Raw genomic sequence first — 25387 nt, 5'->3', positions numbered from 1 at the left:
GTGGCACCACGATTCAAACTTGGCGAAGAGTTTTTAAAGGATGGAGGAGAGAAAACCGCGAGTTCTAGATGCGAACAAAATAATCACAAGTGTAAAACCCTGTCAAATCAAAAGCGTCGCTGCAGGGTGATTTCTCTATACACTGAATTTCGAAATCACCCTTAACAAATTTTTAGCTTACGCTCCTAAATCCCCCTCAACTGGCAGGCAATCCTTTTCCAAATCACAGGGCTGACCAGCCTGTACTAGCTTAAGTAGATCATGGGCGGCCATTGTCGTAGGCGTATAAGGATATGACACGTTAAACCTGAAGGCTTCATCGAGAGATGCAATCCCCAGTAGAGTTGCAATATTTCCTTCTTCGCCGAGCTTTTTCCGAGCACCTGAAAATCGATCTCTACTCGACGAGTAGGCACATCTTTTTTAACTAAATCAACAGTCCTAGCCATTAATGCCCGTAAAAGTTTCTGAGCGGCGGGCTCAACCGAATGCAGCCAGTTGAACCTTCCTAACTAAAAAACAACCTGATATCGAGGAAGTTTATGGCTGTGCATAGTGTATCGTCCTGCGAGGTAGTCTTGAATGAAATTATCGAAGACATCATTGGCGAAATCGATGCCGATCTAGAATTTCAGCCACGTGCTTTTCCGCCCGTGTTCTGTGCTTTTAAAGCAGCAGTCAATGCGGTGGCGGTAGCGTGCCGTGACGCAGGTCCAGTTGACGAAGTAATTGCCGCTCAGCGAACATATGATATGTCGGTGGGCTCGACATGCGAGAAAGCTTTTGGACTCTTTGCTGAAAACATGTTGTTAGCTATAGCTATTTAACTCATGGCCATTGGTCCACTGGTGAGAAGGTCAACTCATCATAGATAACGTAGACATACTCCCCAAGAAAACGGCGGAAAGCGGTTGATGTCATGTGCATTCCCACGGGCTGCCCAGGAAAATGTCTATGGAAGACCTCTTCAAACTTGCGATGGGATACGCTTTCGAACAAACAACGCGAAACACCAAAATCCTCATCAGTGACATACCCATCTGCGGTTAGTCTAGCAATAGGTTCTTTGAAACGTGTTTCGTTCTCAAAAAAATATCCAGTGAACTTTGCTGTGATTATCAAAGTTCCCTTTTTATACTAAATCTCGCCCGCCAATCAGCCGCTAACAATTACCTTGAGATCGGTTCCAGATACAGTTTTAACATACGTGTAACTAGTTCCTAACACTGCCTTCTGCTCATCAGTTATCTGCGCCTTAGAAATTGCAGGCTGAACAATATAAAAGCCGAGAACCATTTCATGATCTCGACACTTGTAACGCAAAAGATCAATCTCAGAGATATCCCCTTTTAGCATTCTATTAAATTCCGACACGATCGACTTTTCAAATCGTTTTAGCAGTCGTGAAAGTAACGCCTCCCCAGTGTGCATCCATTTAACCGACCTAGATGTTTGTCCGCAAACTTCATACGTATCCCCGATCCTTCCACCAGGAGTCGCTACGCCATTATTAGCAGGACAATACTTGCAATGATATAAGTCAATCTGAATTATGCCGTCACGTTCTTTAATCGCGACAAGGTCTGCAATCTCGCCAGAACCATCGTCATTGAAAATGATATCGTACTGATCAAAAATCTTTTGAAACGTGAACCCCTGCACAGTATCCAAATCTTTTTCTTTCCTCATGGATTCATTTTGAATCTTAGTTGCTCCCCAATCCCATGAGATTACTAAATCTTCTGGAATCTTTATGTTCAATGTAGCAGGAGAATAATATCGGTAATTACCAAAAATCATAGATCCATCTTGTTTCAACAACTTCAATGGATTCTCATACAGGTATTCAGCAAAACTGCGCTCACCGTGCAAGGAAATTTTCACATCCCCGCACTCCACACTAAAGTCGTCAGCCTCTAGTCTCAATATGATTTTGGCGACAGATATTTTCTCGATTTCGCTTTTTTCATAATACAAACTAATTTCAATTTCCTTATCTGATATTCTGTTTGGCGCACCAAGCACCACATCCAACATGTTATACGATACTCCACCACAAATGAGATGAATCTTCAACTCACTTTCAATCAATAAGCTATCTGGCCAATCAGCATAAAACAATCCTGTAGGCCATGAGTCAGCTATAAGCTCGGATCGCATCACATTGTTTATTATGTTTTTTACCTCAATAGTGTCATCGTTAATTTTCTTTGCCACTTTATCGCACCAATTGACCCACCGATTAAGCGGCCCAGAATCCATTTCCCAGATCTTTCCTTTGTGAGAACAGCCGGCATTTGTCCGCTCTCCATCAAGATAACCAGCCGCAAAAATATTGGATTTCGTTGCAGTGTTGTTTTCAAGATCCCCGATAATTGCGTTAATGTTTCTGCCAACATACATAGTAAAGCGCAGCTCTTTATTGTTTCGTGATAAACCAACATTTTGCAGTTTCAATAGTTTAATTTCGTGCAATGTGCGGAATGTCTTTTCACCCGCGATTATCTTTGATTCTTTCGCAAGTAGGTTCCGGAAATGATTCGCTTGTCCATCATCTCCAGAACAATGTACAAATAGCGTATTCAGTTTCTCATGGAAGTAAGCTAAGTAGAGAAACCACTCTACATTGGAAATTTCCGAAGTGTTAGCCCACGGAACTGACACCTGCGCACTCGTAACGAGGACAACAAGATTATTTTTTTCGTTCACGGAGAAATACTCTACCTCCTCCTTTCGCGCAACGAAGTTTTCGATATTCTCAGGGTGCCAATCATCTTTTAACAACCTGTAGGCTCTTGCGCTGATCTTTGGCGAAGGATTCAAGGCCAAAATCGACTTTCCGCCCTCATCATTTTTGAACTGGTCAGCAAATTCTTGCTGCTTTATTTCTTTGACTATTTTATTTTCGCTAACATCACGAATGACTGCACTCCAGTCTGCACTTTCCTCATAAAGCTCAGCCATCTGCGCATCCATTCTCTGATTTGCGATGTTGGCTACAAATTTCGCCGCGCCTAATTTCCTGTTAATCCTTGTGAATCTACCGATGAATTGCAAAGTTACAGCTGGAGACTGATGCTGGTCGTGAATCGCAGCTATCTTCAACTCTGGCAAATCAAACCCCTCACCAAGCATAGCGACACAAATAATAATACGATACTGCTTTGCTTTTATGTTTTCCAAAATTTGATCCTTATCCTTAACACCAGAATGGATAAGAACTAAGTCAAGTTTGGTCAACGCTTTGTAAATTTCGTAGAGTTGCTTGGCTTTTGCCTGCGAACGAGCACGCACCAGTAATAAGTGATCGTTCCCCTCTTTAATATCTGATTCGAGTAGCTCAATTGCTTTTCCTGCTACTGCTTCATCTCCTAATTTAGGATTGTATTCACGAACTGGATGGAACTCTATCTCCTGGAAGTAGCCATCGGCTTGCGCCTCACGCAACGAATAATGGTAAATTATTTTTCCATCTAAGCTTTTCCTATCTTCCCTAAACGGGGTAGCGGTGAATTGAAGCGAGGGTTTTCCGGCGAAGGCCTTCTTAACCTTTTTCCAAGTATGCGCAGCGACGTGATGTGCCTCGTCAAATATAACGTGGGAGCAATAAGTGGCTAATAGCTCCAGAGCTCGATCTGAAAAATTTTGCAATGATTGCGGCGTTGCAATTATCACGTTAGACGCAGTCAGCCCTTTTACTTCTTCTTCATTTAACCCAGAATTGATTTTGCTAACTACTGCGGATTTTACGCTCTCATTTACCGCTCCCATTGCTCTCAAATTTCTCAATGCAACAATACCCTCTGCGATCTGGTCTCTCAGTGCGTCAGATGGCACGACAACGAGAGTTCGAACAAATAATCCGGCTAGAATTAGAGATGAAATGGTGTCGGTTTTGCCAGTTCCGGTCGGCATCACAATAGTAGCAGGCTCCTGGGGCGCTGAGACAAGGTGTGCTAGTACCGTGTAAAGCGCGCCAAGCTGCGGCTTCCGCAATCCCAGATTTTCACTTTTATCGCTTGGCTCGACAAAACGAAATGGATGATCTACCCAGCTGCGATATACTTCATTGTTGTTATACATATTTGCATCCAATGGCATCTGGCACCCCAATTATTGTGAAAATTTCGATCGGATATATTGTGCGCTTGTCCGCTAACAGCAGAGTTTCCTCAAGGATAGCAGAGTATCCAACGCAGAAAGTCACAAAAACTATAGTCCGGAGAAATTTTTGGTTATGGATCTATATGCTGGCTGAAAGCGTTGCGCAACTCGAAAGATGCAGAGATGACGTGCTCAAGGGGTGTTCGCATGGGCGCTGGCAACTTATCAGTACTGACCGGGTTCAGTAGAGGTGAGCCATCGGCCTCTACTTGAGTGCTTGGGAACCCGGGCTAGCCTACTTGGGCTCGTGGACGTCACACTAGCTAGTGGGGGCGATTCGAGTCCGAGGACCAATGCCGATAGGCGAGGGAGCGAGCATGGCCGTTAAGGCCTCCCACGCCTCGTGCGCGCATGTAGGAGCGCTTTGGCCGGTCGTCCCGGCCAGCGACGATGCGAACCACTCAGATGCTTAGTCGAACCTAGTAGTCCTTTTCGATAAACCCTGACTCATCGAAACGGCGTTGTGCGCCACCCCAAGTGGACCGCAAAAAGATTTGGTTTAGAGGCGAGGAACAGTCGCAATACCCATGGGATAGCGAAGACGTATTCGTTTACTCAACCCAACTTCGCAATCAGACTTTCCGGCTTGAGAGGCGTATACCGCTTTAGCATCTGTGTACTTTTGTGGCCTGTGATACTGGCGTCTTCGAATGGATGCAGCCCTTTCTCGAAAAGATGGGATGCAGCCCCGTGGCGGAGGTCATGCCAGCGTAAATTCTTTATACCGAGCAGAGGCAATACCTGCTTCCAGATGCACCGTACTGCGCTAGGCGTGGTAGCAAGGACCGGCCCAAAGGGTTCTGCCTGCAGGGCCCCGTTCTCGTCGACGGGATGCAAGGACTGCAGCACCAAGTGCGCCTTGATCGATAGCGGCAACGCTGCTGGAACGCCCTTGTTCTCTGCGCCGCGCGCGGAGAGTGGAATCCTGATCAAGTGCTTGTCCAAGTCGACCCACTCCCATTGCAGCCTAAACAAAGTGCCTTGCCTAAGGCAGGTCTCGATCGCCAGGTCGAATGCCGGCGCGGCGTATGAATTCCCGCTATCAGCCAGGGCACCTTTGATCTTATCGTAGTACCAAGTTATAGCCGAGGGTCGGGCGCACCGCTCACTCTAGGTTTACAAATATTCTTGAGCGGCTTCAATAGACCCTCTCTTCCCATTCTTTGCGCGCGATTTCATAAAGATGACTCACGAGCTGCAGCTTGAGCCTGATCGTATTTTCTGCCTTGCCTGAGCCCGGCGTTGATCCCGGTAGCGCGCGAAATCGGCCCCCTTCAGGTTTGCCAGTGTACGTAAGCACAGGCCGTTTCGGAGCGAGCGATCAACGGGGCCATACTCTTGGGTGAGATGGCGTTTTTTCGCCGCGACGGCACGCCGGTACTGCGTTAGCGCCTCACCCAGAGTCATTCCTATGCGGTGGAATTGTCGACGTAGATGTCAGTGTCGATTTCTGATTCGACCCGACGAGTCCACTTTTGAGCTTCCACCTAGGTGTCGAGGGCTCGATAGGTCGGTTTGTGCTTTGTGTCGTACCTCAGCACGCCAGTACTCGCCACGTTTCTTGATGTATGCGATTAGTGATTTTCCAGTCGTCATGGAGACGCTTGGCTCGAATCATTCCATTCCGGCAGTTTTCCCGCAAAGGCCAGGTTTTGAGGTAACCTCTACGCGCAGCACAATGAAAAAGCCCTCACGATTTTTCGTAGGAGCTTGGATTTCAATACACAAATGTATTGGCAGGCCTTCCTAGAGTCGAACCCGGCACCACCGGATTATGAGCCTACCTGTTGTATTCAGTGTTTTTCTGCCCTGTAGAAAAGTTCGTTTTGTTATAGTTAGGAAGCAATAAAACCTTCAATTGCGCAGAGGCCGTTCGCCCCTTGATCGTGATTCGATGCCACTGCAACAGATTCCTCGCCTCCAAAATTTCTTACCGAATTTCTTACCATCTCAGCCACAAACGAAAAAGGCCAACCCGAAGGCTGGCCTAACTCTTTGAATTCATTGGTCGGGGCGAGAGGATTCGAACCTCCGACCCCCTGCACCCCATGCAGGTACGCTACCAGGCTGCGCTACGCCCCGATCCAGCCTGCAATTATATCAGAGCCCGGCGAAAACATTAGGATTTTGTCACACGAGAATCTTCTGCTCGTGCATCAAAGTGCATGCAACTACTTCCACTCGCCGCGCAGCGCCAGCACCTGCTCGTACAGCCGCTCCGGCGTCACGTCCTGCGGCGGCACCGGGCGCCCCACCGCCAGCGCCAGCCGCGAACGCCAGCCGCGCGCAAAGGTCCGCTCGAATACATTCGCCGGATCGCGCGAAAACACGCTGCCCCACAGGCCGCGCAGCGCCATCGGGATCACCGGCACCTTGCTGCGTTCGACGATCTTGGCGATGCCGCCACGGAACTCGCTCATCTCGCCGGTGCGGGTCAGTCTACCTTCCGGGAAGATGCAGACCAGTTCGCCGTCGTGCAGCGCATGCGCGATGTCGACGAAGGCCTTTTCCATCAGCCACGGATCGTCCTTGGCCGGCGCGATCGGGATCGCCTTGGCGGTGCGGAAAATGAAGCCCAGCAGCGGTGTCTTGAAGATCTGGTGGTCCATCACGAAGCGGATCGGGCGCGGGCTGGCGGCCATGATCACGATGGCGTCGACGTAGGAAACGTGGTTGCAGACCAGTACCGCGGCGCCCTCTGCCGGGATACGCTCGACGTCCACGGTCGACACGCGGTGGATGGTGTGGATCAGCAGCCAGGCCAGGAAGCGCATCAGGAATTCCGGCACCAGCGAGAAGATATAGATGGCGACCACGGCATTCAGCAGCGCGGTGGTCAGGAACATTTCGGGGATGCTGAAGCCCTGCTTGAACAGGAACACGGCGACGCCGGCGGCGGCCACCATGAACAGCGCGTTCAGGATATTCAGGCCGGCGATGGTGCGCGACATGTGCTGCGGGTCGCAGCGGGTCTGGATCAGTGCGAACAGCGGCACGATGAACAGGCCGCCGAACACGCCCAGCAGCAGCAGGTCGGCCAGGATGCGCACGCTGCCGTGCTGGGCCAGCAGGCCCATCGCATCGACGCCGGCCGTGTTCGTGTAGCCCAGGCTGGCGAAGTACAGGTCGATGCCGAACAGCGACAGGCCGATGGCGCCGAAAGGCACCAGCCCGATCTCGACCTTGCGGCCGGACAGTTTTTCGCACAGCAGCGAGCCGCTGCCGATACCGAGCGAAAAGATCGTCAGCAGCAGCACGAAGACGCTGTGGTCGCCGTGCAGGTAATCCTTGGCGAACAGCGGGAACTGCGACAGCACCAGGGCGCCATAGAACCAGAACCAGGAATTGCCCAGCATCGACAGGAACACGGTGCGGTTCTTGCGCGAGAACGACAGGTTGCGGAACGATTCGCCCACGAAGTTCTTGCTGATCTTCAGGTCCGGCGCCGGTGCCGGCGACGGCGGGATGCGCCAGCTGGTCGCCAGCCCCAGCAGCGCCACCAGCAGGGTGCCGCCGGCCACCAGCTCGACGCCCAGCGTGCCGTGCCCGGCCAGCACTGCGCCCATCACTTCGCCCAGCAGGATGCCGACAAAAGTGCCCATCTCGATCACGCCGTTGCCGCCGACCAGTTCGTCCGCGCGCAGGTGCTGCGGCAGGTAGGCATACTTGACCGGTCCGAACAGCGTCGAATGGATGCCCATGCCGGCCACCGCCGCGATCAGCAGCCACAGCGTGTGCGTCAGCCAGCCGGCCGCGGCCACCGCCATGATGCCGATCTCGAGCAGCTTGACGAAGCGTGCCAGCCTGCCCTTCTCCACCTTGTCGGCGACCTGGCCGGCAGTGGCGGACAGGACTACGTAGGGCAGGATGAACAGGCCGGGGATCAGGTTGTTGAGCAGGCTCGGGGGCAGCGTGGTCCAGGACAGCGCGTCGTAGGTGAGGACCACCATGAGCGCGGTCTTGAACAGGTTGTCGTTGAAGGCGCCCAGGAACTGGGTCCAGAAAAACGGGCCGAAACGGCGCTGGGTCAGCAGGGAAAATTGGCTGTTGTGGCTCATGCTTGGGATCTGGCGTCGGCGTTCATGATGTCGAGACGCGTAATCTACAGCACAACTATGGGCTTGAATACAGGGTGTTGCTACATATCAAGCACAGTCGCGCATCCTGCGACCGCCGGTGGCAGGGCGCACGACGCTGACCCATGAGTATCGGCAAATGCCACCAAGAACCATATGTTGTTGGCTGCCTATTGCGACTGGATAAGAAAGATTGCCGCGAAACGATGGGGGATTTGAGCGGCCACAAGAACAAGGCGGACGGCGCTTCTTGTGCACTGCAGCGCAGGTAGAATTTGCGCATGAATTCCACTAACCACACCCCTAAAGAGCACAGCCTGTGTGAAGCGCTGTTCGACCAGGTCGAGCGCGATTTGCTCGCGCTGACCACGGTCTCACTCGATGCAGATGCGGCGCCGGGCGTCTGCATCGATGAATTCGCGAACGAATTCCTCGGGCAATGGAGTTTGCCGCCAAGGCGCCGTTACAGGAACTAGCTTTAACCTAGACTTTCTAGACGGATGCGCACGACTTTACCCACCGTCGTCGCCAATCCCTCGATCCTTGCAATCGCCGCATTCACGTACTTTTCGCGGGTCAGGTGGGTAATGATGACGATGTCGGTGCGTGCCTTTTCGCCCGGCTCCTTCTGCAGCACGGCGTCGATCGAGATGCCGGCGTCGGCCAGGATGCGGGTCAGGTCGGCCATCACGCCGAGCTGGTCCTGCACGTTCACGCGCAGGTAGTAGCTGGTGCGGATGTCGTCCATCGGCAGGATCGGCACGTCGGCCAGCTCGCCCGGATGGAAGGCCAGGTGCGGCACGCGCGAGTACGGATCGACCGTGGCCGAACGGGTCACGTCGACCAGGTCGGCGATGACGGCGGAGGCGGTCGGCTCGGCGCCGGCACCCTTGCCGTAGTACAGGGTGGTGCCGACGGCGTCGGCTTTCACCAGCACCGCGTTCATGGCGCCTTCGACGTTGGCGATCAGGCGCGCGGCCGGGATCAGGGTCGGGTGCACGCGCAGTTCGATCCCTTCATTGCCGTCGACGAAGCTGCGGCGCGTAATGCCCAGCAGCTTGATGCGGTAGCCGAGCTGTTCGGCGTAGCGCAGGTCGACCGCCTGCAGCTGGCTGATGCCTTCCACGTGGGCGCCGCCGAACTGCATCGGGATGCCGAAGGCGATCGCGGCCATGATGGTCAGCTTGTGGGCGGCATCGACGCCTTCGATGTCGAAGGTCGGGTCGGCTTCGGCGTAGCCCAGCTCCTGCGCCTGCTTCAGCACAGTGCCGAAGTCGAGGCCCTTGTCGCGCATTTCGGACAGGATGAAGTTGGTGGTGCCGTTGATGATGCCGGCCACCGATTCGATGCGGTTGGCGGCCAGGCCTTCGCGCAGCGCCTTGATGATCGGGATGCCGCCAGCGACGGCGGCTTCGAAGGCTACCATCACCCCCTTTTCCTGGGCGGCGGCAAAGATTTCGTTGCCGTGCTGGGCCAGCAGCGCCTTGTTGGCGGTGACCACGTGCTTGCCGTTGGCGATCGCCTGCAGCACCAGTTCGCGCGCGAGGTCGTAGCCGCCGATCAGTTCGACGACGATGTCGATGTCGGGGTTGTTGACCACGGCGAAGGGGTCGCTCACGACGTCGCAATATTCGTCGACGACGCGGCGCGCGCGTTCGAGGTTGCGGGCGGCGACCATCGTGATTTCGATGCCGCGGCCGGCGCGGCGGCGGATGTCTTCCTGGTTGCGCTGGAGGACGTGGAAGGTACCGGCACCGACGGTGCCGATGCCCAGCAGGCCAACTTTGATGGGTTTCATTTTATTAATATCTAGTAATCGTTCTCAGCGCGCGTGGCGGCGCCGGTAACCGTCGAGGAAGCGCGCGATACGGCCGCATGCATCCGTCAGGTCGTCGGTATTGGGGAGGAACACCAGGCGGAAGTGATCCGGGGTGTGCCAGTTGAAGCCGGTGCCTTGCACCAGCAGGACTTTTTCCTCGGACAGCAGTTCGCAGATGAATTGCTGATCGTCCGCGATCGGATAGATCTTCGGGTCGAGGCGCGGGAACATGTACAGCGCCGCTTTTGGCTTGACGCAGGACACCCCCGGAATATCGGTCAGTAATTTGTGGGCCAGGTCGCGCTGGCGCGCCAGGCGGCCGCCCGGCGCCACCAGGTCGGCAATGCTCTGGCGCCCGCCGAGTGCGGTCTGGATCGCGAACTGGCCCGGCGCGTTGGCGCACAGGCGCATCGAGGCCAGCATGTTCAGGCCTTCGATGTAGTCTTTCGCATGGCGCTTCTCGCCCGACACCACCATCCAGCCGGCGCGGTAGCCGCAGGAACGGTAGTTCTTCGACAGGCCGTTCAGGGTCACGAACAGCACGTCGTCGGCCAGCGAGGCCAGGGAGATATGCTCGGCGCCGTCGTACAGCGTCTTGTCGTAGATTTCGTCGGCGTAGATGATCAGGCCATGCTGGCGCGCCAGTTCGACGATCTCCAGCAGCACCTCGCGCGAGTACAGCGCGCCGGTCGGGTTGTTGGGGTTGATGACGACGATCGCGCGCGTGTTCGGCGTGATCTTCTTGCGCATGTCCTCGATGTCCGGCATCCAGCCGGCCTGCTCGTCGCAGATGTAGTGCACCGGGTTACCGCCGGCCAGGCTGACGGCGGCGGTCCACAACGGGTAGTCGGGGGCCGGCACCAGCACTTCGTCGCCGCCGTTCAGCAGGCCCTGCATCGCCATCACGATCAGTTCCGACGCGCCATTGCCCAGATAAATGTCGTCGATCTTGACGCCGCCGATGTTCTTGCCCTGGGTATAGTGCATCACCGCTTTGCGCGGTGCGAACATGCCTTTGGAATCGGTGTAGCCGGCGGCCCCGTGCATGTTGCGGATCATGTCTTCCACGATCTCGTCGGGCGGGTCGAAGCCGAACACGGCCAGGTTGCCGATGTTCAGCTTGATGATCTTCTGGCCGTCCTCTTCCATCTGGCGCGCTCTGTCGAGCGCCGGGCCGCGGATCTCATAACACACGTCGTCGAGCTTGTTGGATTTCAAAATCGGTCGCAAAATGTCACCTCTAGGCTATGTGCCGCAGGACTTCCTGCGACTTCGCATTGTTGCAATGCGAAAAATTCCATTCTGCCCAATAGAGCCGGATTAAGCAACCGGCGCTCTTGCGGACCCGAGACTGCAGACTGCGGACACGGCCGCCAAACCAGTTACAATATTCGGCCGCCTGCCATACCGGCCGGCCTTCTCATGATTGCTTTCCACCATGAAGCTTCACACCAGCAGCACTGAAAAATACCAGACGGTGACCGGCTACGACCACACCGGTGTCGAAATCAATGCCCAGCGCTTCGATTACAGCGTGCTGGTAATGCCGGAAGTGGCGCCGCGTCCGTGGAACGTGACGCGCTTCGAAGACCTGACCGCGGCCCACTTCGAGCAGATCGCGGCGGACAAGCCGGACGTGGTCATCCTCGGCACCGGCGAGCGCCAGCGCTTCGTGCATCCGCGCCTGGTCGCCAGCCTGTCGAATCAGCGCATCGGCGTCGAGAGCATGGACAGCCACGCCGCCTGCCGCACCTACAATATCCTGATGGGCGAAGGCCGCAAGGCGGTACTGGCCTTGATCATCGAGGGCAAGCAGAACGGGGACAGCAAGGCCAGCGCATGAACGATCTGCACCGGAACCGGACGCTGAACTGGACCCTGCTGATCGTTTTTGCCGCCGCACTGCTCTACGTACTGGGCGTGCGCACCCTGGTGCCCCCCGATGAAGGCCGCTACGCCGAGATGGCGCGCGAGATGTTCGCCAGCGGCGACTGGATCACCACGCGCCTGAACGGCATCAAGTATTTCGAGAAGCCGCCGCTGCAGACCTGGATGAACGCGCTCAGCTTCGGGCTGTTCGGCGTCGGCGACTGGCAGGCGCGTCTCTGGACCGGCCTGTGCGGCCTGCTCGGCGTGGTCGTCACCGGCGTCGCCGGCCGCCGCGTGTTCGGCGCCCGCATCGGCTTCTATGCCGCGCTGGTGCTCGGCTCCTCGTTCTACTGGGTCGCCTGCAGCCAGGCCAATTCCCTCGACATGAGCCTGGCGTCGATGATGACGCTGGCCCTGTGCGGCCTGCTGGTGGCGCAGCGCGACGATGCCACGCCCGCCGAGCGGCGCAACTGGATGCTGCTGTGCTGGGCCGGGATGGCGCTGGCGGTGCTGTCGAAGGGCCTGATCGGGCTGGTGCTGCCGGGCGCGGTGCTGGTGCTGTACACCCTGTTCGCGCGCGACCTGCGTATCTGGACGCGCCTGCACCTGGTCAAAGGATCGCTGCTGTTCTTCCTGATCACCGCGCCCTGGTTTGTGCTGGTCGCGCTGAAGAACCCGGAGCAGCCGCATTTCTTCTTCATCCACGAACACTTCGACCGCTTCCTGAAGACCGAGCACCACCGCGAAGCGCCGTGGTGGATCTTCTTCGCGCTGATCGCCGCCGGCAGCGTGCCCTGGCTCGGCGTGCTGGTGCAAAGCCTGGCGCTGGGCGTGCGCCGGGTGTCGGATGCCGACAGTGACACCGATACGCCGGGACGTTTCCGTCCGCGCCTGATGCTGTTCATCTGGATCGCGTTCATCACCCTGTTCTTCACCAAGTCGAATTCCAAGCTGCCCGGCTACATCGTCCCGGTGTTCCCGGCGCTGGCGCTGCTGGTCGCGGTCTACCTCGACGTCGGCACCCGCCGCAGCCGCATGCTGACCGCCGGCCTGAGCGCACTGCTGGGCGCCGCCCTGCTCGCCTTCGTGCCCTTCATGGAACGCCTGGCCAAGCATCCGGGCGAGGACGTGGTCTATGCCGCCTGCCAGCCGTGGGTGCTGGCGGCCGGGCTGGTGCTGCTGGTCGGCGGGCTGCTGTCGATGCTGTACGCGCGCCAGATGGTGCGCGACCTATCGGTCCTGGTGCTGGCCATCGCCGGCTTCGCCGCGACCCAGCTGCTGATGGCCGGCTTCGGGCCGATCGCCGCGGTGCGCGCCGGCGCCGGCGTGCTGCCGGCCCTCAAGGCGGCAGGCGCGATGGATCCGGCCACCCGGGTGTACGCGGTCGGGATGTACGAGCAGTCGCTGACCTTCTACATGGGGCGCCCGGTGACGCTGGTCGACTACCTCGACGAATTCGAATTCGGCCTGCAGCAGCAGCCGCAGCTGGCCATCCCCACCGTCGCCGCCTTCCTCGACGCCTGGCGCCGCGATGCCCTCGAAGGCCGGCGCAGCGTCGCCATCACCAAGCCGGACATCGCCGCCGACCTGCTCCAGCAGGGCCTGCCGGCGCGTATCGTGGCCGGCGACGCGCGCCGCGCCGTGCTCGTCAACACTGCCCCCACCACCCAAGCGACACCATGAACCTCGCCACTTTCGGATTCATCATTACCGGCGTGCTGCTCAACGCCGCGGCCCAGTTGCTGCTCAAGGCCGGCACCAATGCCCTCGGCGGCGCCATCCACCTCACCGCCAGCAACTGGTTCGGCACCCTCGTCAAGGTCGGCACCCAGCTGCCGATCCTGGCCGGCCTGGCCTGCTATGCGGTGTCGCTGGTGGTCTGGATCATGGGCCTGTCGCGCACCGACGTGACCATCGCCTATCCGATGCTGTCGCTCGGCTATGTGGCGGCGGCGCTCGGCGCCTGGCTGTTCCTGGGCGAAGTCGTGCCGCCGCAGCGCCTGGTGGCGCTGGGCGTGATCATCCTCGGGGTGGTGCTGCTGGCACGGTCCTAACATATCGTTTTTGTAATCCGCAAGGCGGCGGGCTGCTGCTACAATCGCCCGCCGGGCCGGCGATCCAGCCGCCCACCAGAATCCTTTACAAGAATTCCAACAGACCACCATGACTGCCGAGCTGCCCTTCCTTCCCTTTTCCCGGCCCACCATCGACGAGGAAACCATCGCCGCCGTCGGCGAGGTGCTGCGCTCCGGCTGGATCACCACCGGTCCCAAGAACCAGGCCTTTGAAGCCCAGCTGTCCGAATACTTCGGCGGGCGCCCCGTGCGCACCTTCAATTCCGGCACCTGCACGATGGAGATCGCGCTGCGCATCGCCGGCATCGGTGCCGGCGACGAAGTGATCACCACCCCGATTTCGTGGCCGGCCACCGCCAACGTCATCATCGAAGTCGGCGCCACCCCGGTGTTCGCCGACATCGACCCGGTCACCCGCAACATCGACCTCGACAAGCTGGAAGCCGCGATCACGCCGGCTACCCGCGCCATCATCCCGGTCTTCCTGTCCGGCCTGCCGGTCGACATGGACTGCCTGTATGCGATCGCGGACAAGCACAAGCTGCGCGTGATCGAGGATGCGGCGCAGGCGCTGGGTTCGACCTGGAACGGCAAGCGCATCGGCTCCTTCGGCGACTTCGTGTCGTTCAGCTTCCAGGCCAACAAGAACCTGACCACCGGCGAAGGCGGCTGCCTGGTGCTGAACAACCTGGAAGAAGCGCGCCTGGCCGAGAAATACCGCCTGCAGGGCGTGACCCGCAGCGGCGTGGACGGCATCGACGTCGACGTCCTCGGCGGCAAGTACAACATGAGCGACATCATGGCGGCCATCGGCCTGGGCCAGATGAAGCAGCTCGAGAAGCTGACCGCCCACCGCGCCGAACTGGCGCGCCACTACTTCGACTGCTTCGGCCCCGACTTCGAACAGGAAACCGGCGCCCAGCTGCCGCTGCAGGCCTTCGGCAGCAGCAACTGGCACCTGTTCCAGATCATCCTGCCGGACAACGGCCCGGGCACGCGCGCCAACTTCATGACGCGCCTGCAGAAGGAGCACAACGTCGGCACCGGCTACCACTACGCGCCGATCCACCTGTTCACGCTGTACCGCGAGCGCGGCTTCAAGGAAGGCATGTTCCCGGTCGCCGAAAAGATCGGGCGCCTGACTGTGACCCTGCCGATGTTCAATGCCATGACCCTGGCCGACGTCGAGCGCGCAGTCAAGGCAGTGAAAGCGGTGCTGGCAAAATGACGCTGCTGGACATCAAGCCGGAAGTCTCGGTCGTCATCCCGGTCTATAACGAAGAGGCCGGCCTGGCCAACCTGTTCGCGCGCCTGTATCCGGCGATGGACAAGCTGGGCATCCCCTACGAGATCCTGTTCGTCAACGACGGCAGCCGCGACCGCTCGGTCTCGATCCTGGCCGAGCAGTACCGCGCGCGCCCGGACGTGACGCGCGTGGTGATCTTCAACGGCAACTACGGCCAGCACATGGCGATCCTGGCCGGCTTCGAGCAGACCCAGGGCGAGATCGTGATCACGCTCGACGCCGACCTGCAGAACCCGCCGGAAGAGATCCACAAGCTGATCGCCAAGATGCGCGAAGGCTACGACTACGTCGGTTCGATCCGCCGCAAGCGCCAGGACTCGGCCTGGCGCACCTATGCGTCCAAGGCCATGAACCGGCTGCGCGAGCGGATCACCAACATCAAGATCACCGACCAGGGCAACATGCTGCGCGCCTACGGCCGCAACGTGATCGACCTGGTCAACCAGTGCGGCGAGGTCAACACCTTCGTACCCGCCCTGGCCTACAAGTTCGCGCGCAGGCCGACCGAGATCACCGTCGAGCACGAAGAGCGCGCGGCCGGCGAGTCGAAGTATTCGCTGTACAGCCTGATCCGCCTGAACTTCGACCTGATGACCGGCTTCTCGCTGGTGCCGCTGCAGCTGTTCTCGCTGATGGGCATGGTGCTGTCGCTGCTGTCGGCGCTGCTGGTGATCGTGCTGGTGGTGCGCCGCCTGATCGTCGGGTCCGAGGCCGACGGCCTGTTCACGCTGTTCGCGATCGCCTTCTTCTTCATGGGCGTGATCCTGTTCGGCATCGGCCTGGTCGGCGAATACGTCGGACGCATCTACCAGCAGGTGCGGGCGCGGCCGCGGTATGTGGTGGCGACCGTCCTGCAGGGCATGCCGGGCGAGCGCGATGTGGATGGGGTCGAGAAGCGCAAGATCGTGCGCTGAGCCCAGCTACATCACGTCGCCCACCACCGCGTCGTCCCTGCGAAGGCAGGGACCCAAGTTCGTGGCTCAGCCCGAAACTTGGGCCCCTGCCTGCGCAGGGGCGACGGTGACTTATATTCGCCTAACCAGGTACTGACATGAACACTCCCCAAAAACGCGCAGTCGTCTTCGCCTACCACAACGTCGGCGTACGCTGCCTGAAAGTCCTGCTCGCCGGCGGCGTCGACGTCGCCCTGGTGGTCACCCACCAGGACAGCGCTAGCGAGAATATCTGGTTCGAATCCGTGATCTCGGTCTGCGAGACCGAGGGCATCCCCTACATCACCCCGGACGATCCAAAAGCACCCGAACTGCTGGCGCAGATCCAGGCCGCGCAGCCGGACCTGCTGTTCAGCTTCTATTACCGCTACATGCTGCCGCAGGCGATCCTGGACGTGGCGCCGGCCTACAACATGCACGGTTCGCTGCTGCCGCGCTTCCGCGGCCGCGCGCCGGTGAACTGGGCGGTGCTGCACGGCGCCACCGAAATCGGCGCCTCGCTGCACGAGATGACGGTGAAACCCGACGCCGGCGCCATCGTGGCCCAGCAGGCGGTGCCGATCCTGCCCGACGATACCGCCTTCGAAGTGTTCGGCAAGGTGACGGTGGCGGCCGAGCTGGCGCTCTACAACGTACTGCCGGCGCTGCTGGCCGGCAACGCGCCGCGCATCCCGAACGACCTCAGCCAGGGCAGCTACTTCGGTGGACGCAAACCGGAAGACGGCCGCATCGACTGGAGCAAGCCTGCCGCGGCAGTCTACAACCTGCACCGTGCGGTAGCGCCACCCTACCCCGGCGCATTCACCGACGTCGGCACCCAGCGCTACGTCATCGAGCGCGCCCGCCCCTACAAGGGTGACGTCAACGGTTTGCCGCCCGGGTTGGCAGTCGTGGATAATGCGATCGTCGGCGTGTGCGGCGACGGCCGCGCACTGGCAATCCACAGTCTTCTGCACGACGGCGAACGCATGTCGGCCGCCGCTCTGCAGGCGCAACTCGCACAGGCTCATTAAATCAATATGAAAAAAGTCCTCATCCTCGGCGTCAACGGCTTCATCGGCCACCATCTTTCCAAGCGCATCCTCGAGACCACCGACTGGGAAGTCTACGGCATGGATATGCAGTGCGAGCGCATCAAGGATTTCCTCGATCATCCCCGCATGCACTTCTTCGAAGGCGACATCACGATCAACAAGGAATGGGTCGAGTACCACGTCAAGAAGTGCGACGTGATCCTGCCGCTGGTGGCGATCGCCACGCCCTCGACCTATGTGAAAGAACCGCTGCGCGTGTTCGAGCTGGATTTCGAGGCCAACCTGCCGATCGTGCGCTCGGCTGCGAAGTATAAAAAACACCTGATCTTCCCGTCGACCTCGGAAGTCTACGGCATGAGCCAGGACGCCGAATTCGATCCGGAAAACTCCAGCCTGGTCTACGGCCCGATCAACAAGCCGCGCTGGATCTACGCCTGCGCCAAGCAGCTGATGGACCGCGTGATCTGGGGCTACGGCATGGAAGGCCTGAACTTCACGCTGTTCCGTCCGTTCAACTGGATCGGCGCCGGCCTCGATTCGATCCACACCCCGAAGGAAGGCTCGTCGCGCGTGCTGACCCAGTTCTTCGGCCACATCGTGCGCGGCGAAACCATCCAGCTGGTCGACGGCGGCCACCAGAAGCGCGCCTTCACCTACGTCGACGACGGCATCTCGGCGCTGATGAAGATCATCGAGAACAAGGACGGCAAGGCCAGCGGCCAGATCTACAACGTCGGCAACCCGGTCAACAATTTCTCGATCCGCGACCTGGCCGACATGATGCTCAAACTCGCCGCCGAATACCCGGAATATGCCGAGGGCGCGAAGAAAGTGCAGATCACGGAAACCAGTTCCGGTGCCTACTACGGCGCCGGCTACCAGGACGTGCAGAACCGCGTGCCCAAGATCGAGAACACGATGAACGACCTGGGCTGGGCACCGACGGTGTCGATGGCCGACGCCCTGCGCCACATCTTCGACGCCTACCGCGGCCAGGTCGGCGAAGCCAGGGCACTGGTGGATTGAACGGATGACTCCAGCGCCGCTGCTCGTCCTCAAAATCGACGTCGACACCTACCGCGGCACGCGCGAAGGGGTCCCCAACCTGGTGCGCATGCTGACGCGGCATGCGGCCGGGGCCACCTTCCTGTTCTCGCTCGGGCCGGACCACACCGGCTGGGCGATGCGGCGCGCGCTGCGTCCGGGCTTTTTCCAGAAGGTCTCGCGCACCTCGGTGGTCGAACACTACGGCATCAAGACGCTGATGTACGGCGTGCTGCTGCCCGGCCCCGACATCGGCGCCAGGACCGCCGCCGAGATGCGCGCGGTGCGCGATGCCGGCTTCGAGTGCGGCATCCACACCTGGGACCACGTCTACTGGCAGGACCACGTCCGTACCCGCGACAAAGCCTGGACCGATGCCATCATGCAGAAGAGCGAGCAGCGCTACAAGGCGGTGTTCGGCGAAGCGCCGCACACCCACGGTGCCGCCGGCTGGCAGATGAACCAGTACGCCTTTGCGCGCCACGACAGCGCCGGCTACCGCTACGCCTCGGACGGCCGCGCTCAGCTGCGCGACGACGGCGCCCTGCTCGACCCGCAGGCCGGTCCCTACCGCTACCAGGGCCTGGACTGCATCCAGATGCCGACCACGCTGCCGACGCTGGACGAACTGCTCGGCCGCGAGATCGATGGCGTCGTGCTCGACAACGACAACATCGCCGCCCACCTGCTCAAGCTGACTGCCGATCCGGTACGCGACCACGTATATACCTTGCACGCGGAGCTTGAAGGACAGAAACTCGCCCCCATATTCGAGCAGCTGTTGTCAGGTTGGAAAGCCCAGGGCTACCGGCTTGCCTCGATGGCCGACTATTATGAGAAGATAAAACAGGCTTCGCTGCCGGCGGTTCCGCTGCAGTGGGGCCAGGTACCCGGCCGCTCAGGCGACCTGATCGTGCTGGAACCTGGACATTAACGAATCAAGGGAGAAACCCGTGGCCGAAAGCCCAAGCCCAGCAAGCGCCGCCCCTCTGGCCAATTTCAGCGCCGCCATGACCGGCGGCCAGACCTTCGAGCTGAACGGCCGTCCTGCCAAGTATACGGTCCTGTATTTTTACCCGAAGGACAATACGCCCGGCTGCACCACGGAATCCATCGCCTTCCGCGACCACCACGACGAATTCACCGCCCTCGGCGCCGCCATCTATGGCCTCAGCCGCGACTCGCTGCGTTCGCACGAAGGCTTCAAGGCCAAGCTCGGCCTGCCGTTCGAACTGATCTCCGATCCGGACGAAGCCGTGTGCACCCAGTTCGACGTCATGAAGATGAAAAACATGTACGGTAAAAAAGTGCGGGGGGTCGAGCGCAGTACGTTTGTCATTGACGCTGACGGCAAAGTGGTGAAAGAATGGCGTGGCGTGAAAGTTGCCGATCACGTCACCGAAGTGCTGGAATTTTTGAAGAGCCAGCCTTAAGAGACTACTCTGAACGCTTGGCTCCAGTCGATTAACTGTTGCCGAACCGTTTCGCCTATTTTGAGTCAAAGCTTTACCTCACAGCATCATTCCAATCAGCCTGCCGGCTTTCCCCACCCTTGGGCCCCGGCCGGCTTCCTTGTAAGTCCCCTAGTTGCATCTGTCCAGCCCGGCGGCGCGCCTACGCCCGCCCGGGGCATTCATCCGACTTTTATCTAGATTGAGAACCTGATGCCACTACCCAAAATTCCTAGCAAGCCAGCGACTATCCTGTTGGCAAAAGATTATCCTAAAGCCGAACCCGGCAAATCGCCTGTCCGCGCAGCCGCGAAGGCGGAGAACGACCCTGTCGAAGACCTGATCAGCGGGCAAGCCGTACCGGCGGCAAAAGCCGGCGCCCGCAAGTCGAAGGCAGCCCTGCTGGCCGAAGCACCGGCGCGCGAAAGCACCCCGCCGGCAGCCCCGGCGACGCTGCCTGCCCCACCGCGCGAAGACAAGAGCGGCAAGCACGGCGTCACCGCCAAGCTGCGCGAAACCGACATGAACGAACCGCATCCGGCCAAGCACAAGCCGGCCGAGGTCAACGTCAAGTCGCCGGCCAGCCGCAAGGCCGATACCTCGGGCGCAGCCAAGATGTTCGTGCTCGACACCAACGTCCTGATGCATGACCCGACCTCGCTGTTCCGCTTCGAGGAGCACGACGTCTACCTGCCGATGATGACGCTGGAAGAGCTCGACAACCACAAGAAGGGCATGTCGGAAGTCGCGCGCAACGCCCGCCAGGTGTCGCGCACGCTGGACGCACTGATCGCCAATACCGACGACGATGCGATCGAGACCGGCATCCCGCTGGCCAAGCTGGGCAACAAGGATGCCAAGGGCCGCCTGTACTTCCAGACCCGCCTGAACGCCGCCGCCCTGCCGGAGGGCCTGCCTGCAGGCAAGGCCGACAACCAGATCCTGGGCGTGGTGCGTGCGCTCGAGTCCGACCAGTCGGGCCGCGCGATCGTGCTGGTGTCGAAGGACATCAACATGCGCATCAAGGCGCGCGCGATGGGCCTGGCCGCCGAAGACTACTTCAACGACCACGTGCTCGAAGACACCGACCTGCTGTACTCGGGCATCGTGCAGTTGCCGGACGATTTCTGGACCAAGCACAGCAAGAACATGGAGTCGTGGCAGGAAATCAAGGGTGGCAATTCGGCCACCTACTACCGCGTCACCGGCCCGGTGGTGCCGACGCTGCTGGTGAACCAGTTCGTCTACTTCGACCCCAAGAACGGCGAAGCCCCGTTTACCGGCCAGGTCAAGGAAATCAACGGCAAGACCGCGGTGCTGCAGACCCTGCGCGACTACAGCCACAACAAGAACAACGTGTGGGGCATCACCGCCCGCAACCGCGAGCAGAACTTCGCGTTGAACCTGTTGATGAATCCTGAAGTCGACTTCATCACCCTGCTCGGCCAGGCCGGTACCGGCAAGACCCTGCTGGCGCTGGCGGCAGGCCTGGCGCAGGTGCTCGAGACCAAGGTCTACAACGAGATCATCGTCACCCGCGTGACCGTGCCGGTGGGCGAAGACATCGGCTTCCTGCCGGGTACCGAGGAAGAAAAGATGTCGCCGTGGATGGGCGCCTTCGACGACAACCTCGAAGTGCTGATGAAGGGCGACGGCGACGCCGGCGACTGGGGCCGCGCCGCGACCCAGGACCTGATCCGTTCGCGCATCAAGATCAAGTCGCTGAACTTCATGCGCGGCCGTACCTTCGTCAACAAGTTCCTGATCATCGACGAGGCGCAGAACCTGACGCCGAAGCAGATGAAGACCCTGGTCACGCGCGCCGGTCCGGGCACCAAGATCCTGTGCCTGGGCAATATCGCGCAGATCGATACGCCGTATCTCACCGAAGGCTCGAGCGGCCTGACCTACGTGGTCGACCGCTTCAAGGGCTGGAGCCACGGCGGCCACGTGACGCTGGCGCGCGGCGAGCGTTCGCGCCTGGCGGATCACGCGAGCGACGTGCTGTAAGCGTTTTTAGTTCGTTTCGAACGAAAGCCTGCGTGCCGGAAGGTACGCAGGCTTTTTTCATATCGTCAGCTCGTAATAAAAAAGCCGCCAACGCGAACATCGCGCGGCGGCAAGCCGGAAGAGGTGCCGCTGGGCGGCACCTGTCTGGAGGAGCCGGAACGTCAGAACTTGTAGCGTGCCCCCAGCATGTAGCGCGGACCGCCGGTGGTGATGGTCAGCACCTGCTCCTTGGTACGGCCGTGGGTACGCTGGTTCTCGTTCAGCAGGTTGATCGCCTCGAACGAGAAGCTCAGGTTCTTGGTGTAGTTGAAGCCGACGCTGAGGTCGACCTGGCCGAAAGGCTCGACGTAGGTCGGGTTCGGCTGGCCATTATTGGTCGGCGACAGCAGGAACTCGCCGCGCCAGTTGTAGGCCGCGCGCACCGACCAGTTCTCGTCCTCGTAGATACCGACCAGGTTGGCCGAGTTCGACAGGCCGACCAGCGCGAACTGGTTGCCGGAGCCTGCGTTGTCGAAGGCCAGGTCCGACTTCACGTAGGTGTAGTTGGCCTGGATGCCGAGACCGTTGCTCAGGAAGTGCTGCCAGTTGATCTCCGCACCCTTCAGCGAGGCCTTCTTCTCGTTGACGTAGCTGGTGATCAGGTAAGGCAGGGCCGGATCGCCGGCGATACCGGAGATGGTGCCGAGGGCGTTGCCGGTCACGGGGCTGTTGCCGGTGTAGGTCACGCCCGGCCGGCCGTTGAAGTTGCGCAGGATGTAGTTGCGCATGCAGTTGGTGTCGGTCGCGACGCAACCGGCAGCCACTGCCGCGTTCCAGTAGGCGCCGCCGACCGGGGTGGTGGCGCTGGTCGACGGCTCGTTGACCACGACCTGGCCGGCGTAATTCTCCAGGTTCTTGTGGAACAGGCCCAGCGAGACCATGCTCTGCTTGGTGTAGTACCACTCGGCCGACAGGTCGAGGTTCTTCGACTTGACCGGTTCCAGCGCCGGGTTGCCGCGGTTGGCGGTGACGCCGCGCACCGATGCGGTGGTACCGAAGCTGGTGCCGCCCTCGATCTGGTCGTAGCGCGGACGGCCGATGGTCATGCCGTAGCTGGCGCGCACCTTCAGGTCGGGACGCACGTCCATGTCCCAGTCCAGGGTCGGCAGGAAGTTCTTGTAGCTGCCCTTCTGGGTCTGGTAGACGGTCGAACCGAAGGTCAGCGGCAGTTCGTTCTGCGAGATCCAGTCGAGGCGGGTCGGCACCTTCAGCAGACCGGTCGAAGTGACGTCGGTCTTCTCGTAGCGGAAACCGACGCCGGTGTGCATCGGCATCGCGGTATCCCACTCGGTATTGAACTGCAGGTACAGCGACTTGGTCTTCTCCACCGTGGTGCGGTCGAAGGCCGGGTTGTCCAGGCTCGGCGTGTAGCCCGCGCGGTCGCCGGTCAGGGCGATGGCGGCGTCGCGCACGTCCGAGAAGTTGAACGTGTGGATCTGGTTGAACAGGTTCGGATTGCCGGAGCCCTCCAGCTTGCTGAAGTACTGGCGCAGCGTGTCGGCCTGCCACAGGCCCTGGTCGTAGCCGCCGTTCTCGGGGGTGGCGGTGCCGCTCCAGGTATCGCGCTGCACCTGCTGGAATTTCGAATGGTTGTCGACCTTGGCATAGCCCAGGCCGAAGTTCAGGTTCGAGGCTTCCAGCAGCTTCCAGTTGCCGCCGGCCTGCACCTGGTCGATCTTCATCTTGTTGATGCCGTCCTGGAACCAGGAACCACTGACCTGGTGCGGGGCGCGCACGAAGTCGGCGCCCTGGATCGACAGCACCGGCATTTCCTGGCTGAAGTCGAGCGCCGAGGTGCCGCGGCTGAAGCTGACCGTGGCCAGGTCGTTGTTCGAACCGAACGGGCTGTCCTTCTTGGCTTCGGCGGTCGAGTGGTGGGCGTCGAAGTTCAGGCGCAGCGACGGCGAAGCGCGCCACTGGGTATTGAAGCCGATCGAATTGTTGTTGGTGACGGTGGCGAAGTCGCCGCCGTTCATCGCGATGTCCTGGTTCTGGACGCGCTCCTGGTAGTACACCGGGGTCGCCACCGGGCCATTGGTGAAGATGCTCGACTGGACCGGGATGCCGGTGGACACGCCGTTGGCATCCTTCAGGACCGAGGTATCGTGGTTGAACCAGGCCGACAGCTCGTGGTACTTGGTCTGGATCTTGTTCTGCGAATAGGTGTAGTCCAGCGTCGTGGTCAGGTCCTTGTTCGGGCGGAACTGCAGGGTCAGCTGGCCGTTGGTGCGCTGGCGCTGCGAGCCGCGCATGAAGTAGGAGATGTTCTGCGGCGTCAGGTAGATGTCGTTGGCGCCCGGCGGATTGGTGACGCCGGCATAGCCAGGCGTGCCCGGCTGCGGAATCGCGCCCGAGCGGTCGTCGCCGATCTTGAACGGGCCGAGCCAGCCGTTGGTCACGGCAGCCTGGTTCACGCCCAGGTTGCGTTCCTGGTAGCTGCCGCTGACCGCGAGGCCGAACATGCCGTTGCCGAAGATCGTGCTGTAGATGCCCGAGACTTCCGGCGTCCACGAGCTCTTGGCCTTGTCCGCGCCAGGCAGGTTGTTGTTCGACGTGTCGTACACGCCCTTGATGCCGACGCTGGCGGTCTTGCCCAGGTCGAACGGACGCGCGGTCATGATGTTGATCGTGGCGCCGATGCCGCCCGGCGGGGTGTCGGCGCGCGCGCTCTTGTAGACCTGGATCTGCGAGACCGATTCCGAGGCCAGGTTGCTGAAGTCGAAGGCGCGGCCGGCCTGGTCGCCCAGGCTGGCAGTCGGCATCTGGCGCCCGTTCAGCAGGACCATGTTGAGGTCCGGACCGACGCCGCGCACGGTCACGTTGGCGCCTTCGCCGCGGTTGCGGTCGATCGACACGCCCGAAATGCGCTGCAGCGATTCGGCCAGGTTGGTATCCGGGAACTTGCCGATGTCGTCGGCGACGATGCCGTCGACGATACCGTCGGAATTGCGCTTCAGGTTCAGGGTCGACTGCAGGCTGGCGCGGATGCCGGTCACTTTCACGACATTGGTGGTCGGTGCCGGCGGCGTCCCCGAGCTTGCCGCCGGGACGGCTGCGACACCCTCCGGCGAGCCACTCTGGTCCTGTGCAAAGGCCGGAACGGCCAACGTGGCGCAGGCGCTGGCAACAGCCAGGCTGATCAGGCGATGCCTGGTGTGCGGATAAAGGGGTGCCCCCTTCTTGATGATAGACACGGTGTCTCCTCTCTCGTCTCTGAATGCGGTGGGTGGCGCCTGACGGCTTGCAAACCCGCCGCGTGGTGGTACTGCGAACTCACCTGTCCCGTTGGCTGCACACGCTGCTGGTGCCGTCGTCGCTGCGGGACCGCTCGTATTGTTCGAACGTAATGTTGAGGAGGGTAGAAAATTAAAACTGATTGGTCAATCGAACGTGTGATCGATTTCAGGGCGCGAAACGCCCGAAAACCATGCATTGAGGATAAAAAATAGCAGTGTTAGCGCCTAACATTGCACCATGGCACAGCAAATGACGATGCTAATGAAATCGATTTCACAAATAAATCAATGACTTCGTGCATTTCAAGGAT

General features: G+C 59.8%; 18 protein-coding genes and 1 tRNA gene. 12 read left to right on the top strand and 7 right to left on the bottom strand.

What is annotated here, in order from left to right; all coding sequences use genetic code 11:
- The first annotated feature begins 578 nt into the window (after positions 1-578).
- A complete protein-coding gene (locus FBX97_RS15540) occupies positions 579-827 on the top strand; it encodes a hypothetical protein (RefSeq protein ID WP_141833098.1) in 249 nt (82 codons plus the stop codon).
- 328 nt (positions 828-1155) lie between these two features.
- On the opposite strand, the gene FBX97_RS15535 is transcribed toward FBX97_RS15540, so the two are convergent.
- The 4 genes from FBX97_RS15535 to FBX97_RS15520 form a co-directional block, all read right to left on the bottom strand.
- Entirely contained in the window at positions 1156-4083 is a 2928-nt protein-coding gene (locus FBX97_RS15535; RefSeq protein WP_255517481.1) for a DEAD/DEAH box helicase, read from the bottom strand.
- A gap of 636 nt (positions 4084-4719) precedes the next feature.
- Positions 4720-5214, bottom strand: coding sequence for a site-specific integrase (locus FBX97_RS30490; protein WP_370457274.1), 495 nt, complete (start codon positions 5212-5214; stop codon positions 4720-4722).
- A gap of 955 nt (positions 5215-6169) precedes the next feature.
- Positions 6170-6246, bottom strand: a tRNA-Pro gene (locus FBX97_RS15525).
- An 89-nt stretch (positions 6247-6335) separates the two neighbouring features.
- Positions 6336-8222 (bottom strand): MFS transporter, encoded by a 1887-nt coding sequence (locus tag FBX97_RS15520; protein WP_141833094.1) that lies wholly within the window; start codon positions 8220-8222, stop codon positions 6336-6338.
- 299 nt (positions 8223-8521) lie between these two features.
- Here FBX97_RS15520 and FBX97_RS15515 point away from each other — a divergent pair, with 299 nt between their 5' ends.
- Positions 8522-8716: a hypothetical protein gene (locus FBX97_RS15515; protein WP_141833092.1), complete on the top strand. Its 195-nt coding sequence runs from the start codon at positions 8522-8524 to the stop codon at positions 8714-8716.
- Positions 8717-8718: 2 nt separating this feature from the next.
- On the opposite strand, the gene FBX97_RS15510 is transcribed toward FBX97_RS15515, so the two are convergent.
- Both FBX97_RS15510 and FBX97_RS15505 read right to left on the bottom strand, forming a co-directional pair.
- Positions 8719-10038, bottom strand: a complete 1320-nt coding sequence (locus FBX97_RS15510; protein ID WP_141833090.1) for a homoserine dehydrogenase — start codon at positions 10036-10038, stop codon at positions 8719-8721.
- A gap of 24 nt (positions 10039-10062) precedes the next feature.
- Positions 10063-11289 carry a pyridoxal phosphate-dependent aminotransferase gene (locus FBX97_RS15505; RefSeq protein WP_141833088.1) on the bottom strand — a complete coding sequence of 409 codons (1227 nt, stop codon included), beginning with the start codon at positions 11287-11289 and terminating at the stop codon, positions 10063-10065.
- 208 nt (positions 11290-11497) lie between these two features.
- Here FBX97_RS15505 and FBX97_RS15500 point away from each other — a divergent pair, with 208 nt between their 5' ends.
- From FBX97_RS15500 to FBX97_RS15455, 10 genes are all read left to right on the top strand, one after another.
- Entirely contained in the window at positions 11498-11902 is a 405-nt protein-coding gene (locus FBX97_RS15500) for an Mth938-like domain-containing protein (RefSeq protein ID WP_141833086.1), read from the top strand.
- Positions 11899-13611 (top strand): glycosyltransferase family 39 protein, encoded by a 1713-nt coding sequence (locus tag FBX97_RS15495; RefSeq protein WP_141833084.1) that lies wholly within the window; start codon positions 11899-11901, stop codon positions 13609-13611. Before FBX97_RS15500 ends, FBX97_RS15495 begins: the two co-directional genes overlap by 4 nt.
- A complete protein-coding gene (locus FBX97_RS15490) occupies positions 13608-13982 on the top strand; it encodes an EamA family transporter (RefSeq protein WP_141833082.1) in 375 nt (124 codons plus the stop codon). Before FBX97_RS15495 ends, FBX97_RS15490 begins: the two co-directional genes overlap by 4 nt.
- A 109-nt stretch (positions 13983-14091) precedes the next feature.
- The gene (locus FBX97_RS15485) at positions 14092-15231 is read left to right on the top strand and encodes a DegT/DnrJ/EryC1/StrS aminotransferase family protein (RefSeq protein WP_141833080.1); all 1140 of its coding nucleotides are present in this window, start codon (positions 14092-14094) and stop codon (positions 15229-15231) included.
- Positions 15232-15242: 11 nt separating this feature from the next.
- Positions 15243-16223 (top strand): glycosyltransferase, encoded by a 981-nt coding sequence (locus FBX97_RS15480; protein WP_141834542.1) that lies wholly within the window; start codon positions 15243-15245, stop codon positions 16221-16223.
- A 137-nt stretch (positions 16224-16360) separates the two neighbouring features.
- Positions 16361-17275: a formyltransferase gene (locus tag FBX97_RS15475; protein ID WP_141833078.1), complete on the top strand. Its 915-nt coding sequence runs from the start codon at positions 16361-16363 to the stop codon at positions 17273-17275.
- 6 nt (positions 17276-17281) lie between these two features.
- Positions 17282-18322: a bifunctional UDP-4-keto-pentose/UDP-xylose synthase gene (locus FBX97_RS15470; RefSeq protein WP_141833076.1), complete on the top strand. Its 1041-nt coding sequence runs from the start codon at positions 17282-17284 to the stop codon at positions 18320-18322.
- Between the two features lie 4 nt (positions 18323-18326).
- On the top strand, positions 18327-19274 hold the full coding sequence (locus tag FBX97_RS15465) for a polysaccharide deacetylase family protein (RefSeq protein WP_141833074.1): 948 nt from the start codon (positions 18327-18329) through the stop codon (positions 19272-19274).
- 19 nt (positions 19275-19293) lie between these two features.
- The gene (locus FBX97_RS15460; RefSeq protein ID WP_255517480.1) at positions 19294-19773 is read left to right on the top strand and encodes a peroxiredoxin; all 480 of its coding nucleotides are present in this window, start codon (positions 19294-19296) and stop codon (positions 19771-19773) included.
- Positions 19774-20004: 231 nt separating this feature from the next.
- Positions 20005-21801, top strand: a complete 1797-nt coding sequence (locus FBX97_RS15455) for a PhoH family protein (protein ID WP_141833072.1) — start codon at positions 20005-20007, stop codon at positions 21799-21801.
- 161 nt (positions 21802-21962) lie between these two features.
- Here the strand turns inward: FBX97_RS15455 and FBX97_RS15450 are convergent, their stop codons facing one another.
- Complete coding sequence (locus FBX97_RS15450) at positions 21963-25034, bottom strand: TonB-dependent receptor (protein ID WP_255517479.1); 3072 nt, start codon at positions 25032-25034, stop codon at positions 21963-21965.
- Positions 25035-25387: the final 353 nt, after the last annotated feature.

This window comes from Herbaspirillum sp. SJZ107 (assembly GCF_006715485.1).
In the GTDB taxonomy this organism is placed as follows: Bacteria; Pseudomonadota; Gammaproteobacteria; order Burkholderiales; family Burkholderiaceae_D; genus Telluria.
This window is presented reverse-complemented; position numbering and strand designations above follow the sequence as displayed.

What these genes read in the sequence shown, in the direction of transcription:
- FBX97_RS15535 (WP_255517481.1), bottom strand. Translation starts at nt 4,083, where the DNA reads ATGTATAACAACAATGAAGTATATCGCAGCTGGGTAGATCATCCATTT.
- FBX97_RS15490 (WP_141833082.1), top strand. Translation starts at nt 13,608, where the DNA reads ATGAACCTCGCCACTTTCGGATTCATCATTACCGGCGTGCTGCTCAAC.
- FBX97_RS15515 (WP_141833092.1), top strand. Translation starts at nt 8,522, where the DNA reads ATGAATTCCACTAACCACACCCCTAAAGAGCACAGCCTGTGTGAAGCG.
- FBX97_RS15465 (WP_141833074.1), top strand. Translation starts at nt 18,327, where the DNA reads ATGACTCCAGCGCCGCTGCTCGTCCTCAAAATCGACGTCGACACCTAC.
- FBX97_RS15520 (WP_141833094.1), bottom strand. Translation starts at nt 8,222, where the DNA reads ATGAGCCACAACAGCCAATTTTCCCTGCTGACCCAGCGCCGTTTCGGC.
- FBX97_RS15510 (WP_141833090.1), bottom strand. Translation starts at nt 10,038, where the DNA reads ATGAAACCCATCAAAGTTGGCCTGCTGGGCATCGGCACCGTCGGTGCC.
- FBX97_RS15475 (WP_141833078.1), top strand. Translation starts at nt 16,361, where the DNA reads ATGAACACTCCCCAAAAACGCGCAGTCGTCTTCGCCTACCACAACGTC.
- FBX97_RS15495 (WP_141833084.1), top strand. Translation starts at nt 11,899, where the DNA reads ATGAACGATCTGCACCGGAACCGGACGCTGAACTGGACCCTGCTGATC.
- FBX97_RS15470 (WP_141833076.1), top strand. Translation starts at nt 17,282, where the DNA reads ATGAAAAAAGTCCTCATCCTCGGCGTCAACGGCTTCATCGGCCACCAT.
- FBX97_RS15455 (WP_141833072.1), top strand. Translation starts at nt 20,005, where the DNA reads ATGCCACTACCCAAAATTCCTAGCAAGCCAGCGACTATCCTGTTGGCA.
- FBX97_RS15500 (WP_141833086.1), top strand. Translation starts at nt 11,498, where the DNA reads ATGAAGCTTCACACCAGCAGCACTGAAAAATACCAGACGGTGACCGGC.
- FBX97_RS15485 (WP_141833080.1), top strand. Translation starts at nt 14,092, where the DNA reads ATGACTGCCGAGCTGCCCTTCCTTCCCTTTTCCCGGCCCACCATCGAC.